This is a genomic window from Mycoplasma sp. CSL10137, assembly GCF_017116845.1.
GTDB lineage: Bacteria > Bacillota_I > Bacilli_A > Mycoplasmatales > Metamycoplasmataceae > Mycoplasmopsis.
Map to the genome: position 1 here is coordinate 1 of NZ_JAFIRE010000006.1, position 18,961 is coordinate 18,961.

An 18,961-nucleotide genomic window follows, 5' to 3' on the forward strand; every position below is an offset into this window, starting at 1 on the left:
CCTTCAAAAGCATTACGACTAACCTCATTGACTTTTGGCACACTTACACTTGTAAGCGATGTATCGCCTTCAAAAGCTTGGTTCCCAATTGTTGTAACTTCTGGCATACTTACACTTGTAAGCGATGTATCGCCTTTAAAAGCTTGGTTCCCAATTGTTGTAACTTCTGGCATACTTACACTTGTAAGTGATGTATTTCTACTAAAAGCACCTTCTCCAATTATTGTAACATTTGGCATACTTACACTTGTAAGTGATTTATTTCATCCAAAAGCGTAATGCCCAATTGTTGTAACTTCTGGCATACTTACACTTATAAGGGATGTATTTCCGCTAAAAGCGTGTTCCTTAATTGTTGTAACTTTTGGCATACTTACACTTGTAAGTGATGTATTTCCACTAAAAGCATCTTCTCCAATTATTGTAACGCTTTCGGGTATTATAATTTTGCCTTTAGCGTTATGACCATCAATTAAAATGTTATTTATTATCGCAAGTTTTTGATTATCAGAATTTATTAGTTGTTCTCAAAATTTTGTTCCATCAAAAGCGTGATAATCAACCTCATTGACTTCTGGCATACTTACACTTGTAAGAGATGTATTCCCACTAAAAACTTCACTTCTAATTTTTCTAACTTTTGGCATACTTACACTAGTAAGAGATGTATTTTCATAAAAAGCACCGTATGCAATTGATTTAACCTTTGGCATATCTAAATTTTCAAGCGACGTATTTCTGGAAAAGGCGTAATCTCCAATTCCGATAACTTCCGGCATACTTACACTTGTAAGTGATGTATTTCCACTAAAAGCATATTTTTTAATTATAGTAACATTTGGCATACTTATACTTGTAAGAGATGTATTTTCAGTAAAAGCGTTATTCCCGATTGTTGTTACATTTTCAGGTATTACAACTTTTCCTTTTGCGTTCGTACCATCAATTAAAATGTTATTTATTATCGCAAGTTTTTGGTCATTAGACTCTATGAGTTGTTCTAAAAATTTTGTTCCAGCAAAAACTCCGTCCCCGACCACATCAATTATTGGAATATATACACTTGTAAGCGATGTATTACCTCTAAAAGCGTAATGCCCAATGGTTGTTACTTTTGGCACACTTACACTTGTAAGCGATGTATCGCCTTCAAAAGCTTGGTTCCCAATTGTTGTAACTTTTGGCATGCTTACACTTGTAAGCGATGTGTTTTCTCTAAAAGCGCCTTCTTGAACTGTTAAAACGTTTGGCATACTTACACTTATAAGAGATGTATTTCCGCTAAAAGCGTATCTCTCAATCCCAATAACTTTTGGCATATCTATACTTGTAAGCGATGTATTACCTTTAAAAGCACTATCCCTAATTGTTGTAACATTTGGCATAATTAATTTTTCAATATTAACTGAATTGGTAATCTGTAAAGTATTTTCTAACATTCATTTTAATGTTTTTGCTTTTAAGTCTTCCTTTATTCAATAATAAGAGTCAGTTGGGGTTATGTATATCTTGGCGATTCTATGATCTTCAATAAATTCGTTTATATTGTTTTCGTCAATAATAAGCAAATCCATTTTTAGATTATCATTATTTACGTTTGTATTATTTTCTGTATTGGTTTCGTTTTGTTTTGTTGTTAAATCATCTTCGTTCAAACTATCATTTTGATTTACTTGAATTTTCATCTTTAGTTTCAACTTCGTTTGAAGTTTCTTCGCTTTCGTTTTGTTTTGTTGTTAAATCATCTTCGTTCAAACTATCATTTTGATTACTTGAATTTTCATCTTTAGTTTCAACTTCGTTTGAAGTTTCTTCGCTTTCGTTTTGTTTTGTTGTTAAATCATCTTTGTTTAAACTATCATTTTGATTATTTGAATTTTCATCTTTAGTTTCAACTTCGTTTGAAGTTTCTTCGCCTTCGTTCTGTTTTGTTGTTAAATCATTTTCATTTCAATTATTTAACTGACTATCAGAAATTTGTTTTACTGCTTTGTCATCTTTTTTTTCTTCTTGCTTCATACTATTGCAAGAAATAACTATTAAACTTGAATTTAGTGTAAAAAGTAGACTTGATAATAGTAATATTTTCTTCTTTTTCATTTTTGATCCCCTCTATAATAAATTTAATACTTTAAATATCAAATTTATTATAGTTTTTTTTTTTTTTTTTGAATGTTTGGTTAAAATTTTCAATTAATTTCTACTAATTAATTTACGTATTATTTAAAAAACAAATTTTTATACTATTCACACAAAAATCTGCTAATAATGAATTTTACATTACATTTAATGAATTTAATTTATTTTATCTATGTCATTTTTTTATCAATTTATTTAATTGGATTTGTAGTTTTTTACTATAAAGTAAATCGCTTATTCATAATGTTTTTTTATTTTTACTTTCGATCTCTATTTTGAAATTCATTTTTTGTTTTGATTTATCATATGTTAGGGAAAAATTATTTGTTCTATTTTTACTTTTTATTTCTCCTTTTAATAAATAATAAAAATCAGGAACTTCAACATTGATTTTTGTTAAGTTATCCAATTTATATTTTTTTGATATTTTGGATTGATCAATAATTTTATCACTAATTAAAATAGATTTTTCTAACGTCATTTTATAAGAGTAATTTTTTATCAAAATGTTCGAATTATCATCAATCATTTTTTTATATTTATACGCAAATAAATTGTTATTTATTTTATAATCGTATAACATTAAGCAATAGTTAAGAATAAAGTCAAAATTTTCTAAATTTAGATTATAGTTATTTGAATTAGAAAACTTATTTTTGTTATATGCTAGCAAAACATCGTTAGATTTAAGTTCATTTTCAAATCTATATGATATTGAATACATGTTCATTAAATTCAAAATATTAGAAGAAACATCGTGAGGTAAAAAAATATTTTTATATATAGTTTCGCCACTTTTCTTTCATTTTAAGAAGCTATAACTAATATATAAGTATATTAATTCATCTTCAGATAATTTAATATAACTATTTTTAACGCGAACTATCATGCTTAAATTGCTATTTTGATCTAACTTTATTATTAAGTCTGCTTTGTATGTTGTAGTGTTAAATAATTTATATAGATTATAAAAATTAATATCATTAATAATATTTTTAGATAAACTACTTTGTAATTTAGAAACTTTAAAACCTGAATTAGAAAGCATTTTTGTAACTATATAATTATCTTGTTTATTACTTATAAGTGTTTGAATATGAAATTGAGGTTTTTTATATATTTTTTTAAATTTTTTTATTTGTGGTTCAATTATTTTTTTATCAATGACTTTAAATAATTTTTCTATATTTAGCACCGTTGTATCATAATTATTATTAGGAATAATAAATTTATTAAAACCATTTAATGCTTCGATTATTATGTTTTGATCATCAATTGAAATCATTTCGTTTGAATTGTAGATTTTAATATAGTACTTATTATTTGTTGGATTATAATCAAGTAAAATTGAATGTTTAATATCCATACCTCTTAGCGTATTTAAAATGATAAATTCATTAATTTCTTCTGTATTATAAGTGAATATGTCAGAACCATTTTTGTTAGCGATGCTAATCATACTATTGAAAATTTTATTGTCAATATTTTTGTTTTTACCCATTAAAATTTTTCTATTATTTTTTCTTAAATTACTACAAAAGATTTCTGTTATTGAGAGGACAGTGAAAAGATTAAAATTATTTAAACCTAGTATTCAATTTGAATCAAATTCAATACCATAAATTGTACTTTTGGGTTGCTTTAAAATATCAAGATTGCTTTGCTCTGTTTCTTGAAATTTACTAATAAACTCTTCGTAAGTACTATAAAATATTGATTCATTATGGTAAAGACTATATCAACTTTTAAATAAATTCTTATTCATATTTTAATTATACTAATTTAATAATTGTTTAAGTAAAAAATAGTTTTTTGATCTTAAAAAAATAACCACTCCATTTTAAAAAATAACCTAGTAATTATTATTTTTGATATAATTAAATAAATTTTTAATTTAAAGGAGAAATATGTCGTTAAAAGCAGGTATAGTTGGTTTACCCAACGTTGGTAAAAGCACATTATTTAGTGCTATTACAAAAAAGAAAGTAGAGTCTTCTAATTATGCGTTTACCACGATAGAACCAAACGTTTCTTCTGTTCCATTAATCGATCCAAGACTTCAACAAATAGCAAATTTAATTAATCCAGATAAAATTGTTTGAGCAACTTTTGATTTTGTTGATATTGCAGGTTTAGTCAAAGGAGCTTCAAAAGGTGATGGTTTGGGTAATAAATTTTTAGCTAACATTAGAGAAGTTGATGCAATAATACATGTAATAAGATGTTTTGATGATAAAAGAATTATGCATGTTGCTAACTCTGTAGATCCGGTTAGAGATAAAGAAATTATTAATTATGAATTAATCTTAGCAGATTACGAAACTATAACAAAAGTCTTAGATAGAGTTGCCAAAAAAGCAAAATCAGGTGATAAAGATGCTATTATCGAGCAAAATGCAGCTCTAAAAGTAAAAGATGCATTGTTATCTAATATTCCAGCAAGAGAAGTGGAACTAGATGAAAAAGAAACAAAATTTATTAAAGGATATCATTTATTAACTTTTAAACCTATAATATATGTAGCTAACTTAGGCAACGATCAATTTATGGATTATGAAAACGATGAATTATTTTTACAATTAAAATCGTCATTAAAAGATGATGAAAAGATTATCCCTATTTCTGTTCAAATTGAATCAGATCTTGTTGAAATTGAAGATGAAAATGAAAAAGCTGAGCTTTTAGAGATGTACGGAATCAAAAGAAGTGGATTGGACTTATTGACAAAAGAAGCTTTTGATTTATTAAATTTAGAAACTTATTTTACTGCTGGTAAAATTGAAGCTAGAGCGTGAGTTTATCACAAAGGTTGAGAAGCTCCGAAATGTGCTGGTGTAATACATACTGATTTTGAAAAAAAATTTATCAAAGCAGAAGTTATTTCATTTGATGATTATATTAAATACGGTGGCGAGCAAGGAGCTAAAAATGCCGGGAAAATGCGTCAAGAAGGAAAACAATATGTCATGCAAGATGGTGACATTTGTCACTTTAAATTTGGTAAGTAATAAAAAAACCGAAATACAATATTTTAGTATTTTGGTTTTTTATTAATGTTTAATTTTTGAGTAATAATAAGTTGTTAAGAGAGAATCTAATTTATCATCTACTCCATTAACAGAATTATGGTTGATTGTATTATTTTGATCGCTAATTTGATATATTTCTAAAGCTTTAAAGTCAAAAGTATTGTCTTGATTTACAAAGTAATTTCTTTTTATTAACTCATATTCCGCAATATTTGAAGGGGTATAGTTGATGAAATCAAAATTTATGTAATTTGGATATTTATTTTCCAAATACTGATAGTATTTTTCGTCAAGAAAATCAATATGCGATAATTTAAAAGAAATTAAATCAAGTTTTTCTTGTTCATCATTTGCTTTTATAGTATTAAATAGTGATTCTTTTAAAATTTGATCATTATTTATTTTTTTAGAAATATAAGCGTTAAACGATTTTAAAATATCATTGTTAAATTCTTGCTTCAAGCCACTTAAGTAAATATCTCGTAATTCAGATTTGAACTCTTCAAATTTAGAAACCCCTCTTAAATTCTTATGATTATAAGCGGTAACTATTTTATCTCTGTATAAATTATTTAGATATTCATCGTACATTTTTAATTGATATTGTTCGATAGTCTTGTTATTATAAATGGCTGCCATATCATTGTAAATGGTAGTATTTAAAGTTGAATATAGATCATCTTCTAAAGAAGAGTTTATCCCTTTGGCTACCACTAATCCGTCAACTAATAAAATATTATTTTTAAATTTAATTGTCTCTATTGTTCCGTTAGGAATTTCAATTTCTTTATTTTCTTTGTTGTCAAATATGGTGAAACCATTTCCTTCGGAAAAATATGCGTCTAATGCATCTCCGTTATACATTATTGCAGCACTTACATCAATACGATTTTTATCTAATAATGATGCAATTATCCCTTGACCGTCAGAATTAAATGATATATGATTTCCGGTTGAAATATTAGTTTTAGTAGAGTTTTCGATAGTATAAATAAAATCGTTTATTGACTCTTTGTAATTAGTTTCATTTGTTTTATTATTATGGTTTTGTTCTGAAGAACCATATAACATATTTACTCTTACAGCATCTGTTATAACTAAGTCTTTATAATTATTTTTAGATATCACATCTAGAATATTTGTTATTGAATTATCATAAACATCATTTTTGAAGAATCGATTTTTATTAATTACATTATTTTGGTTTTTTATAGGATTATAAGCTATTATTCCGTCTTGAGCATAATAAGGTACAAAATATTTTCATAAATGTTTAGGTTGTTCAAATTTATTGCCGTATGCATCTTCTAAAAGTTGATCATCATATGATTCTAAATGTTTAAAAACATCAGGTGTATATATTTTTTTCAATATTTTTTTTAACTCATCATCATTTTTAATATCAATTTTTAATAGTTTGCTAAAGTTTATAGGTTGAATTAAATTTTTCTTTATTAATGATATAGCTTGAAAATCACTACCAATACCTGCGGAAACCTTAAAATTATTCAAAGCTGCGGTAAATTCGCTAATTTCATTAAATGTTTTATATTCAAATTTTTCGTTAAATTTATCTATTAGCGAGTCATTCATATAAGATTTATAATTATAAAAAGCGGGTTTATATTTTTTATTAACTTTTAAGAGAGCTACTGTTGTTATAGTTATTGCTGCGCCAATAAAACCAAATAAAATTGATATTTTTTTTATATTTTTTATTGAAAAAAAATTCTTAAAATTCTCCATTAGTTCCTTTACATTTTTTTATATTCATAATTGTATTATAATGAAGAAAAAAAACAACTAAAAAATAAAAAAACACCATTCAATAGGTGTTTTTGCAAAATAAGCCGTGTTCTGTACTTTAAAATATTAAAGTGCTGATAATTTATCTAACATATCATAAGATATATTTCGCAAAATTGTTCATTTTCTATTTGCGATTCCCCTACCAAATTTGGGTTTCTAGCTCACGGAGTTTACCGCGTTTCACAATTCTCGTCTCTGTGGCACTTGTCGTCTATGCTTAAGCTTATTTGGCTTAACGTGATCACTACTAACATCTCAGTTAGTGCTAGCACGGACTTTCCTCTACCATTCATAATGGCAGCTATCAGCTATTGCACAATTAAGTATAGCATAATAAAATTTATAATTTATTTAATTCTTTAAAAAATTTATTATAATATATTAGATTTTTCAATGAAAAACAATGAAAAAGGGAGGTTCAATATGGCAAATATTAAATCTAAAATTAAGAGTATAGCTAAGATGGAAGCAGCAAGAGTTAAAAATGCCGCTATGAAATCACGTGTTAAAACAGCTATACGTAAAGCTAGAGAAGCAGTTTTAGCTAATGATGCTAAAGCTAGTGAATTTGTTAATAAGGCACACCAAGTTATTGCTAAGGCAGTTTCTAAAGGTGTTTTCCACAAAAACAAAGGTGCTAGAAAACGTTCTCGTTTAGATGAATTTGTATTAAAAAATTCAAATAAATAATTCTATTATTTAAATTCAACTTTTGTTGAATTTTTTTTATTTTTTAGATTAAAAAACCTTTAAAATAATATATTTTTTTGGTAAAAATATCAATTAAAATTTTAAGGTTTTTTATTTCGTAAAAATGTTATAATTATAGAAATATGAATAAGAAAAATGCGAGTAAATTATGCCCTATTATTATCTTTTCAGGGCCTAGTGGAGTTGGTAAAGGTACAATAGAAAGATTGTTATTTGAATTTGATGAGTTGAATTTATCTCTTTCTTGCTCTGCTACAACTAGAAAACCTAGAAATGGTGAATTAAATGGAGTTCACTATTATTTTCTTGACGTGGATACTTTTAGAGATAAAATTAAAAATCGTAAATTTATTGAATTTTCTTATCATTTAAATAATTACTATGGTACTCTGTATTCTGAATTAGATAAAATACATAATAAAAATAAAATACCAATGTTAGAAATAGAGACAACCGGTGTAAGACAAATAATAAATAAACTTTCACACCATTCCTTTAATAATAAATATAAATTGATTACAATTTTTGTTGCTCCACCTTCTATGGAAGATCTTAGAAGAAGAATTTTGATTCGTGGATCAGAAAACTCAAAAACCTTAAAGGATAGATTGTTAAAAGCTGAAATCGAAGTTTCTGAAGCAGATGAACTTTATAAGTATAAAATAATTAATGACATTCCCGAGAGAGCAGCTAATGAAATTAGGGAAATATTACATAAGGAGTTAGAACTTGATTAAAGAATATTTTTCAATTAGCGAAAAAGGAAATGTTCGAGAAAATAACGAAGATAAAGTTGAAGTATTCGGAAACGAATACTTCACTTTTGCTATATTGTGTGATGGTATGGGTGGGCACGATTTTGGTGAAATAGCTTCAGCTGTTACTATAACAACAATTAAAACTAACTTTATAAATTATTTTAAATATATTAATTCAGTTGAAACTAAAAACTTTTTTATCGAAGCAATAAATAAAGTTAAAATAGAATTTAAAAATATTGCTAATTTGGATATTTCGAAATCCAACATGGGAACCACTTTTGTTGGTGTTTTATATGTCAAAAAAGAAAATAAAATCTTCATTTTTAACATAGGTGACTCGAGAGCATATTTTTTAGACATCTTTGGAAACTTAACTCAAATAACTGAAGACCAAAATTATGGAAATTTATTACTTAAAGGCACAAAAAAAGAAATTGATTTAGATGTTAATTACACTTGAAAATATTTAACAAGCAGCATAGGTATAAACATGCCTACAACGATTCAATTTTTTGAGTTTAATACCGATAAAGTTGATATACTCACTAAAGTATTGTTGACCTCAGATGGTTTGCACGATTATGTTGATAAAGGAGATATTGAGTCTATTTTAAAAAAGGATAAACAATTGAGTCAAATAGCGAATACGTTGCTTGAAAAAGCTAAAATTAACGAATCAGATGATAATATGAGTTTAATACTTTTAGATTTCGGGGTTAAAAATGAATAGTAGTAATGATGAAACAATTAAAAGAACTGGTATAAGACCAGATTCTAAAATCAATGAAAAATATAAAATAATAAGATCTATTGGTAGCGGTGGTATGGGATCAGTTTTTCAAGTTAGAGTAAAAAATAGCGAAAAAAATATATCCTATGCTCTCAAATTCTTAAATAATATAGGTAATTCAATTTCAAGGGAAAGATTTAGAAACGAAGTGCAACTCTTAAAAAAAATAAATCATAAGCACATTCCTAAAATAATTGAAGATTACGAAGATGATTTTGAAAGTTATTATGTTATGGAATATATAGATGGAGAAACATTATATTCACTACTCAAAAAAACCAAAAGAATATCTATACATTTAGCTAATAATTATATTAGACAAATTGCTGAAACTTTAGGTGAATTACATTCTAGAAACATAATACATCGTGATTTAAAGTCACAAAATATTATGATTTCTAAAGATCATGACGTAAAAATTTTAGATTTAGGAATATCTGTATCTAGAGATACTAAAAAACTAACTAGGGAAAATTCGGTTGTTTGTTCTCCTTATTATGCTGCCCCTGAATTTTTAAATCCTAAATTGAAAAAAACAAAAGCGGTTGATATCTATAGTTTAGGGATTTTATATTTTGAAATGTTGACTGGAAATTATCCTTTTTCAGGAAAGACAGATGTCGAAACTATATTAATGCATAGAGATAAAGAGTTTCCTGAGCCTACTAAGTTTGTTGATTTACCAAATTCTGTTAGAAATATAATAATAAAGGCGACCGCTAAAGATCCTAAGGATAGATATAATGATGTTTGAGAATTTAGAAAAGATGTTAAAACTTCTTTAAATGAAGAGAGAAAAATCGAGAAATTAATTTCTATTAAGACGATTAAGCCTAAAAAAACTATAGAAGGATTCATCAATTCTCCAATTTTTCTTGGTGTTTCTTTGTTGCTTATTATTGTTTCTATATTAGTTGTAGTAATTTTGTTGAAAGTTTGAAATTTAATATAATATGCAAAAATTTATAGTACATGGAATTGTTGCTGGTATTTATGAGTTATTTAAAGATAATAAAATAATCAAATTACCAGCAGCAGGAAGATTAAGGTATCAAGGAAAAAATCCTTTGGTTGGTGATAGGGTTATAGTTAAAGAAAACCAAATTGTAGATATTCTAGAGAGAAAAAACGAGTTAGTAAGACCTAAAGTTGCGAATATTGATAGAATTTTTATTTTTATGTCTATAGAAGAACCTAGTTTTAGCACATTTTTAATTGATAAATATATGTCTATTATTGAAAATAAAAATATTGAACCAATTCTATGCATTACTAAAATTGATTTAAATAATAATGAATCGAATAAGTACAAAGAAATTTACAAAAATATGGGCTATAAAGTTATTTTAGTTGATAATAACAACTTAAATATTGAACAATTTCACAATTTATTTAAAGGGAAATATTCGGTTTTTATGGGGCAAAGTGGAGTTGGAAAAACTACAACAATAAACAATCTTGGTGGATTTAATTTTGAAACAAATATTATTTCAAAATCTCTTGGTAGAGGAAAACATACTACTCGAGAGGTTCGCGCAATTCCATTACAAGAAGGCTTTTTGATTGACACTCCAGGTTTTTCATCGCTAAATTTAAACTTATCTCCAATTGAATTAGCACAAAGTTATAAAGTTTTTAGAGAACTTTCAAAAACATGTAAATATCGTAGCTGTTTACATGTTTATGAAAATTTTAAAGATTGCGCAATAAAACAAAATATAGATAACATAAAAATCACTGAAGAAAGATATAATAATTATTTAAAATTACAAAACGAAGTCAAATAAAGGAGAAAAAATGAAAAAATATGTTACACCTAGTTTGTTAAATGTAAATCCTGAAGAAAGATTGCAAATGGCAAATAAATTGATTGAAGAAGGAATACGATGAGTTCATTATGATGTAATGGATGGAAAATTTGTCGAAAATACCGCAATAACTGTTGAAGAAATTAAAAATATTAATAAAAATGGTAAAGGTCATATAAAAGATGCTCATTTAATGGTAGTTAATCCATATGATTATGTAGAAAAGTTGAAAAATGATGTTGATATTTTAACATTTCATTACGAGGCAATTGAAGATGATTTGGATAAATTTGATAATTTCTTAACTACAAATAAACACGAATTAAAAATTGGGTTAGCTATAAAACCCGACACACCCGTTGATTTAATTGAAAAATTTTTAGATAGACTTGCTTTAGTTTTGGTTATGTCTGTAGAACCGGGTAAAGGAGGTCAAAAATTTATTGATTCATCATTAGTTAAGATTTCACAATTGAAAAATATTAGACTTACTAATTTTTATGATTTCTTAATTCAAGTTGATGGCGGAATTAATGATTCAACAGGTCCTAAAGCCTTTAAAAAAGGTGCGGATGCGTGTGTTGCAGGAACATTTTTGATAAAAAATCCAACAAAAAATACAATCAACTCCATTTTAGGTAAAAAGTATTTTCAAAACTAATGATCTATTTTAAATAGATCCTTTTTATTTTAAATTTTAATTTAATAATTTTTAAATCAAAATAATATAAAATATATATAAATTAAATACATCATAAATTCAGTTTATTAAAGGAGAAAAATGATTAATAAAATAAAAGGAACAAAAGATTATAATTTTTTAGAGTTTGACATTAAACATATGATAACTTTAATATTTGAGGATATAGTTATAAAACATGGTTTTAATTTTGTTGAAACACCTATTATTGAATATAAAAATCTTTTTGTTCGTTCGATGCAAGAATCAGAAATTGTAAATAAAGAAATATATGAATTTAAGGACAAATCTGAGCGCGAAATTTCATTACGTCCAGAAGGAACCGCACCTTTTGTTCGTGCCTATATTGAAAACAAATGACAGCAAGATACTATTCAAAAATTCGCATATATTCAGCCTATGTTTAGATATGAGCAGCCACAAAAAGGTAGATATCGTCAGTTTTATCAAGCGGGAATCGAACATGTTGGCGAAAAATGTTATTTAAAAGACGCTGAAGCTATAATTGTTGCACATGAAATTTTAGAATATCTAGAAGTTGAACATAAAATTTTGATAAACACAATCGGAGATAAAGAGTCACGAAAAAAATATGAACTTGCATTAGTAGAATATTTTAAAAAACATCTAAATGAATTAAGTGAAGTTTCGCAAAAAAGAGTTTCAACTGGCAAAGTACTTAGAATTTTAGATGATAAGAACGATTCGAAGAAAGATGTTGTAATAAAAGCTCCTAAAATTTATAATTATTTAACCGAAGATTCAAAAGAATATTTTAAAAATTTAAAAGATACTTTAGATAGATTCGGTATAGAATATGAAGTTTCTCCACAACTTGTTCGTGGTTTAGATTATTATGACGAAACAGTTTTTGAATTAGTATCTACTAGCGAAATGTCCGGTTCACAATCTACTCTAATCGGAGGTGGAAGATACTCTAATTTAATTCATGAATTGGGTGGTCCAAAAGACTTATCGAGCATAGGTTTTGGTATGGGAGTTGATCGAGTTATTGATGTCATTAGAAATAAATATATTGAAAGAACTAATTTTAACGAAGAGATAAATTATGTTGATGTTTTTGTTTCTAGTTCATTAGGTGGACAAAGTAAAAATCAATTATTTGATTTAACATATAAACATTTAGTGCAGGTGTTGAATAATGTTCATTTTGAGTATTCGACATTAAAACCAAAAAAAGTTTTCGAGAAAGCAAAGAAACGTAATGCAAGTATTTTGATTTATGATGATATTAAAAACGAAGAAAATTTATTAACTGCAAAAAACTTACAAACTAATGATAAAATAATATTTTCATTTAATAACCAAGGAATAGCTGATTTACTAAGATTTATCGAAGAATGTGATATTTCTGATTTAGATGTTAACAATATTGAGAATTATATTGAGGAGAACCTACTTAAAGATGAATAAGACAATTAAAAATAATGAGTTAAGATTGACTGATGTAGACAAAGAAGTCGTTTTATATGGTTGAGTTGCTAATAAACGTAAATTTGGTGAGTTGAGTTTTGTTGATCTAAGAGATAAACACGGCATCACACAATTAGTATTTAAAGGTGATATAAAATTTAATAAAGAAAGTGTTTTAAAAGTTAAAGGTATTGTAGTTGAAAGAAAGGATAAAAATCCTAACTTAGAAACAGGAGATATTGAAATTAACGTTTTAGAATATGAAGTTTTATCTTTATCTAAAGAACAATTACCTTTCCAAATTAGAGATGATATTGACACAAAAGAAGAATTGAGACTTAAATATCGCTTTTTAGATTTAAGAAGACCTATAATGCAAAAAACAATTGCAATTAGAAATAAATTTATTTTTGCCATTAGAGAATACTTACAAAACATAGATTTTACTGAAATAGAAACTCCGATTTTATCTAAAGCAACTCCTGAAGGTGCACGTGATTTTTTAGTTCCAACACGTAATTATAGTTCTTTTTATGCTTTACCGCAAAGTCCTCAGTTATTTAAACAATTATTAATGATATCCGGATTTGAAAAATACTTCCAAATAGCACGTTGTTTTAGAGATGAAGATTCACGTAAAGATAGACAACCTGAATTTACACAATTAGACATTGAAACAAGTTTTTTAGATGTAGAAACATTTCAAGGACATATTGAAAAAATGTTTCAATATGCATTTAAGAAAGTTTTAAATATTGATTTAAAAATACCTTTTGATCGCGTCGAATATGATCAATGTATTAGAGATTATGGTTCAGATAAACCTGACTTTAGATTTGATAATAAGATTGTAGACGTTAAAGAATTTTTTGAAGGCTCTGATTTTAACATTATTTCAAGTGCTGAATCTGTTAGAATGTTAAGAATTGATGAATTAATCAACAAAAAAGATCATAAAAAATTAGAAGAAATAGCAAAGAAAAATAAAGCTAATGCTCTATTTTATTTTGTTGTAGAAAATAATCAAATATTATTAACTAATTTTGCTTCTAAAGCCCAAGAATATGTAGATAAATTAATTAATTCACAAAAAATTAAAGATGGTTCATATTTAATCGTTGCTAACAAATATGAAAATGCTTCACAAGCATTAGGGGCATTACGTGTAGAATTAAATTCTTGATTTAATTGAGCTAACGAAGATGAATTTAATTTTAAATGAGTAGTTAAATTCCCTATGTTTGAATATAATGAAGAAAATGATTCATGAGCCGCTGCACATCACCCATTTACACAGTTCGATCACTCTTTAGAAGAAATCGATAAAATAGATAAATCACTTATTAAGGCAAAAAGTTATGACTTAGTAATGAATGGATTCGAATTAGGTTCTGGATCTGCTAGAATACATCAAAAGGAAGTTCAAGAAAAAATGTTTGACTTAATTAATCTAACAAAAGAACAACAACAAGCAAAGTTCGGATTCTTCTTAAAAGCCTTAGAATATGGAGTTCCACCACATTGTGGAATTGGTTTAGGAATTGATCGTATTATTATGTTAATTACAAAACATAAAACAATTAGAGATGTTATTGCGTTTCCTAAAAATTCAAGAAATGAAGATTTGTTCACCGAAGCACCTTCGAGTGTTGATGAAGAACAATTAAATGAATTATTTTTACAAACAAAACCAGCAAAACAAAATTAATTATAAAATCAAAAAAATACTTTTTCGCTTTGAGAAAGTATTTTTTTGATAAAAAAATCTCTATGAAATTTAGTAATCATAGAGATTTTTAATTTGGTGAAATAAATCAAATGGCGCGCCCGGCAGGAGTCGAACCCGCAACCTTTAGGGCCGTAACCTAACACTCTGTCCAATTGAGCTACGGGCGCTTTTTTTTAATACTAATATAATTAAATTTTGGAGGCACCAACGGGATTCGAACCCGTAATCAAAGTTTTGCAGACTCATGCCTTGGCCATTTGGCTATGGTGCCGTTTAAATAATTAGCAAGATTATTATATAACATTTTTTAAATTTATAAAATAAATAATTTTATATTAATTTTAAGTGGTTTTCAATTTTATTTTCGAAAAGTTTATTTTCATAAAATAAAATTGAATATTTAAATGTTTTTTATTAAATTAAATAAAAGATTTAAATATTTTTCATTATCAAAAAAACATATTAGTGGTTAAAGATGCATAAAAATATTGCTAAAACATCATTTTTATATAATTTCTATGAAAAAATAAGAAGGGAAAAGTAATCAAAATGAAAATAAAATTTAAAAATATATTACTAGTTTCGACAATTTTAACGGCGGCAACACCTTTAAGTATTTCTTGTTCTAGTCAGCAAAATGACAAAAAGGTTGATAAAACAAATGCAAGCGAAACAAACATCGAAAAAACTAATGAAACAAACGCAAGCGAAACAAACAGTGAAAAAACTAATGAAACAAATAATTCTTCAAATGGCGTAACCAATGAAGAATCTATGATAACTGAATTTTTATCATTAAAAGATGAAACGAAATTTAGAGAAATGGTTGTTAATTATTACAAAGAAAAGAAACCTAAAAACGTTGAAGAGACCGGAATTTTAATTCAAGGCTATAATTTACATAAAGATGAAAACAAAAATAATGGTGCACCTTTTTATGGTTTAAAAGGTATGAGCGACAGCGAAAATAATATAATTTTTGTAATTAAAGATGGTCTTAATGTTAATGATTTTGAGTTAATCAAAAAAGACCCTGAATCAGTGATTAAAAAGGATGACCAAAATAAAAAATGATTGATTAACATAAAATTAAAATACAAAAATGTCGATAAGATTCAAACATTTGAAATACCATTTGGTAACGAAATTGAAGAAACAAAAAATATAAATTCAAACGAAGCAAATGAGGGTAGTTCAAACGAAAGTGCCGGTACAGGAAATTCATCTTCAGAAACTACAACAACAGAACCAAACGAGGGTAGTGAAAACGGAAGTTCAGGCGCAGAAAATACTCCTGCAACCACAACAACAGAAACAGGCAATGGTAGTGTGTGTGTTGCAAACGAAAGTACTGATACAGGAAATTCATCTGAAACTACAACAACTAAACCAAACGAGGGTAGCGCAAACGGAAGTTCAGGCGCAGAAAATACTCCTGCAACCACAACAACAGAAACAGGCAATGGTAGTGTTGCAAACGAAAGTACTGATACAGGAAATTCATCTGAAACTACAACAACTAAACCAAACGAGGGTAGCGCAAACGCGAAAGTGCTGGTACAGAAAGTACTCCTGCAACCACAACAACAGAAACAGGCGATGGTAGTGTCTCAAACGAAAGCGCTAGTACAGAAAGTTCACCTGAAACTACAACAACTAAACCAAACGAGGGTAGCGCAAACGAAAGTGCTGGTACAGAAAGTACTCCTGCAACCACAACAACAGAAACAGGCGATGGTAGTGTCTCAAACGAAAGCGCCAGTACAGAAAGTTCATCTGAAACTACAACAACAGAAATTTCGAAAGATTCTAAAGAAGAAAGTACAATAATAGAAGGAACAGAAGAAGAAAGAACTAAATATTTTGAGTTATATAAAGAAAAATTTTATTTAAAGTATAAAGAAAAATCATCTGATAAAAAATCTGTAAATAAAATGCAACTTTATAAAGTTGGTAGCAACTCCTTTTATGGTGTAAAAGGAGGAGGAAACGGAAAAGATAATAGAATTTTACTTTTAAAATCCGACACAGATTCAAGTGTAACATTTAAAAGCAACAAAAAGATAGATTTATCAAAAGAAGAAAATAAATTTATTTTTACAGTTATTCTTTTGGTTAATAATGAACAAAAGTCATTTAAATTTGAAATTGAGGAAAAAACTGATAATTAAAAAAGAGCGGTGGCTCTTTTTTAATTATTCAACATTAACTACAGGTTGTAACATTTCTAATTTATCACCTGTTTTGTAATTATTTAAAATATTCAATGTATTTGTGTTTGATTCTGGTAGAACTACAACCATTGTTGTTGTATCTAAATTATTTTCATTTAATACATCAAGATTAACGCTAACAAGAGGTTGACCTTTAGAAACAGAATCGCCAACATTTACCAAGGTTTCAAAACCTTTACCATCTAAACCAACAGTTTCAATACCTATATGAATTAATACATTTATCCCTTTGTCGTTTACTATACCTATGGCGTGCTTTGAAGGGAAAACTAATTTAATTGAACCATCAATTGGTGAAAGAATATCAATTAAACCTTCTTTTTCTTCTAATTCTACTGCAAAACCATTACCCATTGCTAATGAACTAAAGGCGGGATCTTTAACATCAGTTAATTTAACATATTTCCCGTTTGCTACAGGGTATAATTCTGTTAATTTAGATTCGTTTTTTTCTTCAAATTTGCTAAATATTTTCTTTAATTTTTCAAACATAAATATCCTTTCTAATGATTAACTATTATACATTTTTAATTACTTTTTAATTCTATTGAATAAAATATTTAAAAAAATATTTTTATAATTAATTTTTTGATATTAAAAAAGTAAGTTTTTTATTATAATTTAAATAATATTATTATTTTATAATAAATTTAGATTTTTTATAAAATCTTTGAAACGAGGCTAAATGAATAAAAAAAATATTAAAGTTGTAATTGGTATGAGTGGTGGTGTTGATTCATCGGTTGCTGCGTATTTATTAAAAAAAGAAGGTTACGATGTTGAAGGTTTATTCATGCGTAATTGAGATTCAATAGTTAATAATGATATTTTAGGTAATAAAGAAATAAATAATGAAATTTGTACACAAGAAATGGATTATCATGATGCTCAGCTAGTTGCAGATAAGTTAGGCATTAAATTACATAGAGTAGATTTTGTTGCAGAGTATTGAAATAATGTTTTTCAAAACTTTATCGATGAATATAAAAAAGGAAGAACTCCAAACCCAGATATTTTGTGTAATAAATTCATAAAATTTAACGCATTTGCTAAGTATGCATTTAGTGTTTTAAAAGCAGATTATATTGCCATGGGACACTATGCGCATGTATTGGATGGCCGTTTGTATAGAGCTAAAGATCAAAACAAAGATCAAACTTATTTTTTATCACAATTAACACACGAGCAACTTAAGAAAGTTAAAATGCCATTGTGGAATTTAGAAAAAACTGAAATAAGAGAAATTGCTAAGGAGCAAAATTTAGCAACTGCATCCAAAAAAGATTCTACTGGTATTTGTTTTATTGGTGAACGTAATTTTACTCAATTTTTGCAAAATTACATTCCTGCTCAAAGTGGAGATATAGTTGATATAACTACTCAAAAAGTTGTTGGAAAACATGTAGGTTCTTTTTATTACACAATTGGACAACGTAAGGGATTAAATTTAGGCGGTATGAGCGAACCATATTATGTTTGTGGTAGAGATGTTCGTAAAAATATAATATTTGTAGCACCTAACTCTAGACCTGAATTTTTAGAGTCCGATGCATTAATAGCTTCTGGTTACACATTTAACCATGATGATTATAATTTAGATAATTTAACAGCAAAATTTAGATATAGACAAGTAGATGTTCCTGTGAGGTTAGAAATTTTAGATGAAACAAGAATAAAAGTTTATTATCCACAAAAATCGCTTGCTGTTACACCTGGACAACAAGTTGTTTTATACGATGGAGAAAAATGCATTGGTGGTGCAACAATAGATGAAATTTATATCGATGATAAAAAAATCGAATATATTTAAAAGTTAA

General features: G+C 26.8%; 17 protein-coding genes, 2 tRNA genes and 1 other RNA gene. 12 read left to right on the top strand and 8 right to left on the bottom strand.

The window, feature by feature from the left end; genetic code table 4:
- From JXZ92_RS04270 to JXZ92_RS03075, 3 genes are all read right to left on the bottom strand, one after another.
- The coding region (locus tag JXZ92_RS04270; protein ID WP_205852306.1) for a leucine-rich repeat domain-containing protein at window positions 1–1,685 on the bottom strand (1,685 nt) is incomplete at its 3' end.
- Entirely contained in the window at window positions 1,657–2,100 is a 444-nt protein-coding gene (locus JXZ92_RS03070) for a hypothetical protein (RefSeq protein WP_205852307.1), read from the bottom strand. The genes JXZ92_RS04270 and JXZ92_RS03070, both read right to left, overlap by 29 nt.
- Before the next feature lie 205 nt (window positions 2,101–2,305).
- Complete coding sequence (locus JXZ92_RS03075) at window positions 2,306–3,904, bottom strand: MAG5620 family putative phospho-sugar mutase (RefSeq protein WP_205852308.1); 1,599 nt, start codon at window positions 3,902–3,904, stop codon at window positions 2,306–2,308.
- Between the two features lie 142 nt (window positions 3,905–4,046).
- Here JXZ92_RS03075 and ychF point away from each other — a divergent pair, with 142 nt between their 5' ends.
- Window positions 4,047–5,147 (top strand): redox-regulated ATPase YchF, encoded by a 1,101-nt coding sequence (gene ychF, locus JXZ92_RS03080; protein ID WP_205852309.1) that lies wholly within the window; start codon window positions 4,047–4,049, stop codon window positions 5,145–5,147.
- Window positions 5,148–5,189: 42 nt separating this feature from the next.
- Here the strand turns inward: ychF and JXZ92_RS03085 are convergent, their stop codons facing one another.
- The gene (locus JXZ92_RS03085; RefSeq protein WP_205852310.1) at window positions 5,190–6,914 is read right to left on the bottom strand and encodes a hypothetical protein; all 1,725 of its coding nucleotides are present in this window, start codon (window positions 6,912–6,914) and stop codon (window positions 5,190–5,192) included.
- A gap of 95 nt (window positions 6,915–7,009) precedes the next feature.
- An RNA gene (gene rnpB / locus JXZ92_RS03090) (RNase P RNA component class B) lies at window positions 7,010–7,294 on the bottom strand.
- 106 nt (window positions 7,295–7,400) lie between these two features.
- Between rnpB and rpsT the strand changes: the two genes are divergently transcribed.
- The 8 genes from rpsT to aspS all read left to right on the top strand — a co-directional run bounded on the left by rpsT (window position 7,401) and on the right by aspS (window position 14,889).
- The gene (gene rpsT / locus JXZ92_RS03095; RefSeq protein WP_205852311.1) at window positions 7,401–7,667 is read left to right on the top strand and encodes a 30S ribosomal protein S20; all 267 of its coding nucleotides are present in this window, start codon (window positions 7,401–7,403) and stop codon (window positions 7,665–7,667) included.
- 143 nt (window positions 7,668–7,810) lie between these two features.
- A complete protein-coding gene (gmk, locus tag JXZ92_RS03100) occupies window positions 7,811–8,425 on the top strand; it encodes a guanylate kinase (RefSeq protein ID WP_205852312.1) in 615 nt (204 codons plus the stop codon).
- A complete protein-coding gene (locus JXZ92_RS03105; protein WP_205852313.1) occupies window positions 8,418–9,179 on the top strand; it encodes a PP2C family serine/threonine-protein phosphatase in 762 nt (253 codons plus the stop codon). Before gmk ends, JXZ92_RS03105 begins: the two co-directional genes overlap by 8 nt.
- Window positions 9,172–10,191 (top strand): serine/threonine-protein kinase, encoded by a 1,020-nt coding sequence (locus tag JXZ92_RS03110; RefSeq protein WP_205852314.1) that lies wholly within the window; start codon window positions 9,172–9,174, stop codon window positions 10,189–10,191. The genes JXZ92_RS03105 and JXZ92_RS03110 overlap by 8 nt, the downstream gene beginning before the upstream one ends.
- A gap of 1 nt (window position 10,192) precedes the next feature.
- Window positions 10,193–11,026: a ribosome small subunit-dependent GTPase A gene (gene rsgA, locus JXZ92_RS03115; protein WP_205852315.1), complete on the top strand. Its 834-nt coding sequence runs from the start codon at window positions 10,193–10,195 to the stop codon at window positions 11,024–11,026.
- Window positions 11,027–11,036: 10 nt separating this feature from the next.
- Window positions 11,037–11,708: a ribulose-phosphate 3-epimerase gene (locus tag JXZ92_RS03120; RefSeq protein ID WP_205852316.1), complete on the top strand. Its 672-nt coding sequence runs from the start codon at window positions 11,037–11,039 to the stop codon at window positions 11,706–11,708.
- 120 nt (window positions 11,709–11,828) lie between these two features.
- Window positions 11,829–13,181: a histidine--tRNA ligase gene (gene hisS, locus JXZ92_RS03125; RefSeq protein WP_205852317.1), complete on the top strand. Its 1,353-nt coding sequence runs from the start codon at window positions 11,829–11,831 to the stop codon at window positions 13,179–13,181.
- Entirely contained in the window at window positions 13,174–14,889 is a 1,716-nt protein-coding gene (gene aspS / locus JXZ92_RS03130) for an aspartate--tRNA ligase (RefSeq protein WP_205852318.1), read from the top strand. Before hisS ends, aspS begins: the two co-directional genes overlap by 8 nt.
- Before the next feature lie 111 nt (window positions 14,890–15,000).
- Here the strand turns inward: aspS and JXZ92_RS03135 are convergent.
- Window positions 15,001–15,077: transfer RNA gene (locus JXZ92_RS03135), tRNA-Arg, on the bottom strand.
- A gap of 29 nt (window positions 15,078–15,106) precedes the next feature.
- A tRNA-Cys gene (locus JXZ92_RS03140) sits at window positions 15,107–15,181 on the bottom strand.
- Between the two features lie 278 nt (window positions 15,182–15,459).
- On the opposite strand from JXZ92_RS03140, the gene JXZ92_RS03145 reads away from it, so the two are divergent.
- A complete protein-coding gene (locus tag JXZ92_RS03145; protein ID WP_205852319.1) occupies window positions 15,460–16,740 on the top strand; it encodes a hypothetical protein in 1,281 nt (426 codons plus the stop codon).
- Window positions 16,741–16,844: 104 nt separating this feature from the next.
- Entirely contained in the window at window positions 16,845–17,081 is a 237-nt protein-coding gene (locus JXZ92_RS03150; RefSeq protein ID WP_205852320.1) for a hypothetical protein, read from the top strand.
- A 24-nt stretch (window positions 17,082–17,105) separates the two neighbouring features.
- Here JXZ92_RS03150 and JXZ92_RS03155 read toward each other — a convergent pair whose 3' ends face one another.
- Window positions 17,106–17,636: a PTS glucose transporter subunit IIA gene (locus JXZ92_RS03155; RefSeq protein WP_205852321.1), complete on the bottom strand. Its 531-nt coding sequence runs from the start codon at window positions 17,634–17,636 to the stop codon at window positions 17,106–17,108.
- Window positions 17,637–17,829: 193 nt separating this feature from the next.
- Here JXZ92_RS03155 and mnmA point away from each other — a divergent pair, with 193 nt between their 5' ends.
- Window positions 17,830–18,954 carry a tRNA 2-thiouridine(34) synthase MnmA gene (gene mnmA, locus JXZ92_RS03160; RefSeq protein ID WP_205852322.1) on the top strand — a complete coding sequence of 375 codons (1,125 nt, stop codon included), beginning with the start codon at window positions 17,830–17,832 and terminating at the stop codon, window positions 18,952–18,954.
- The last annotated feature ends 7 nt before the right edge of the window (window positions 18,955–18,961 follow it).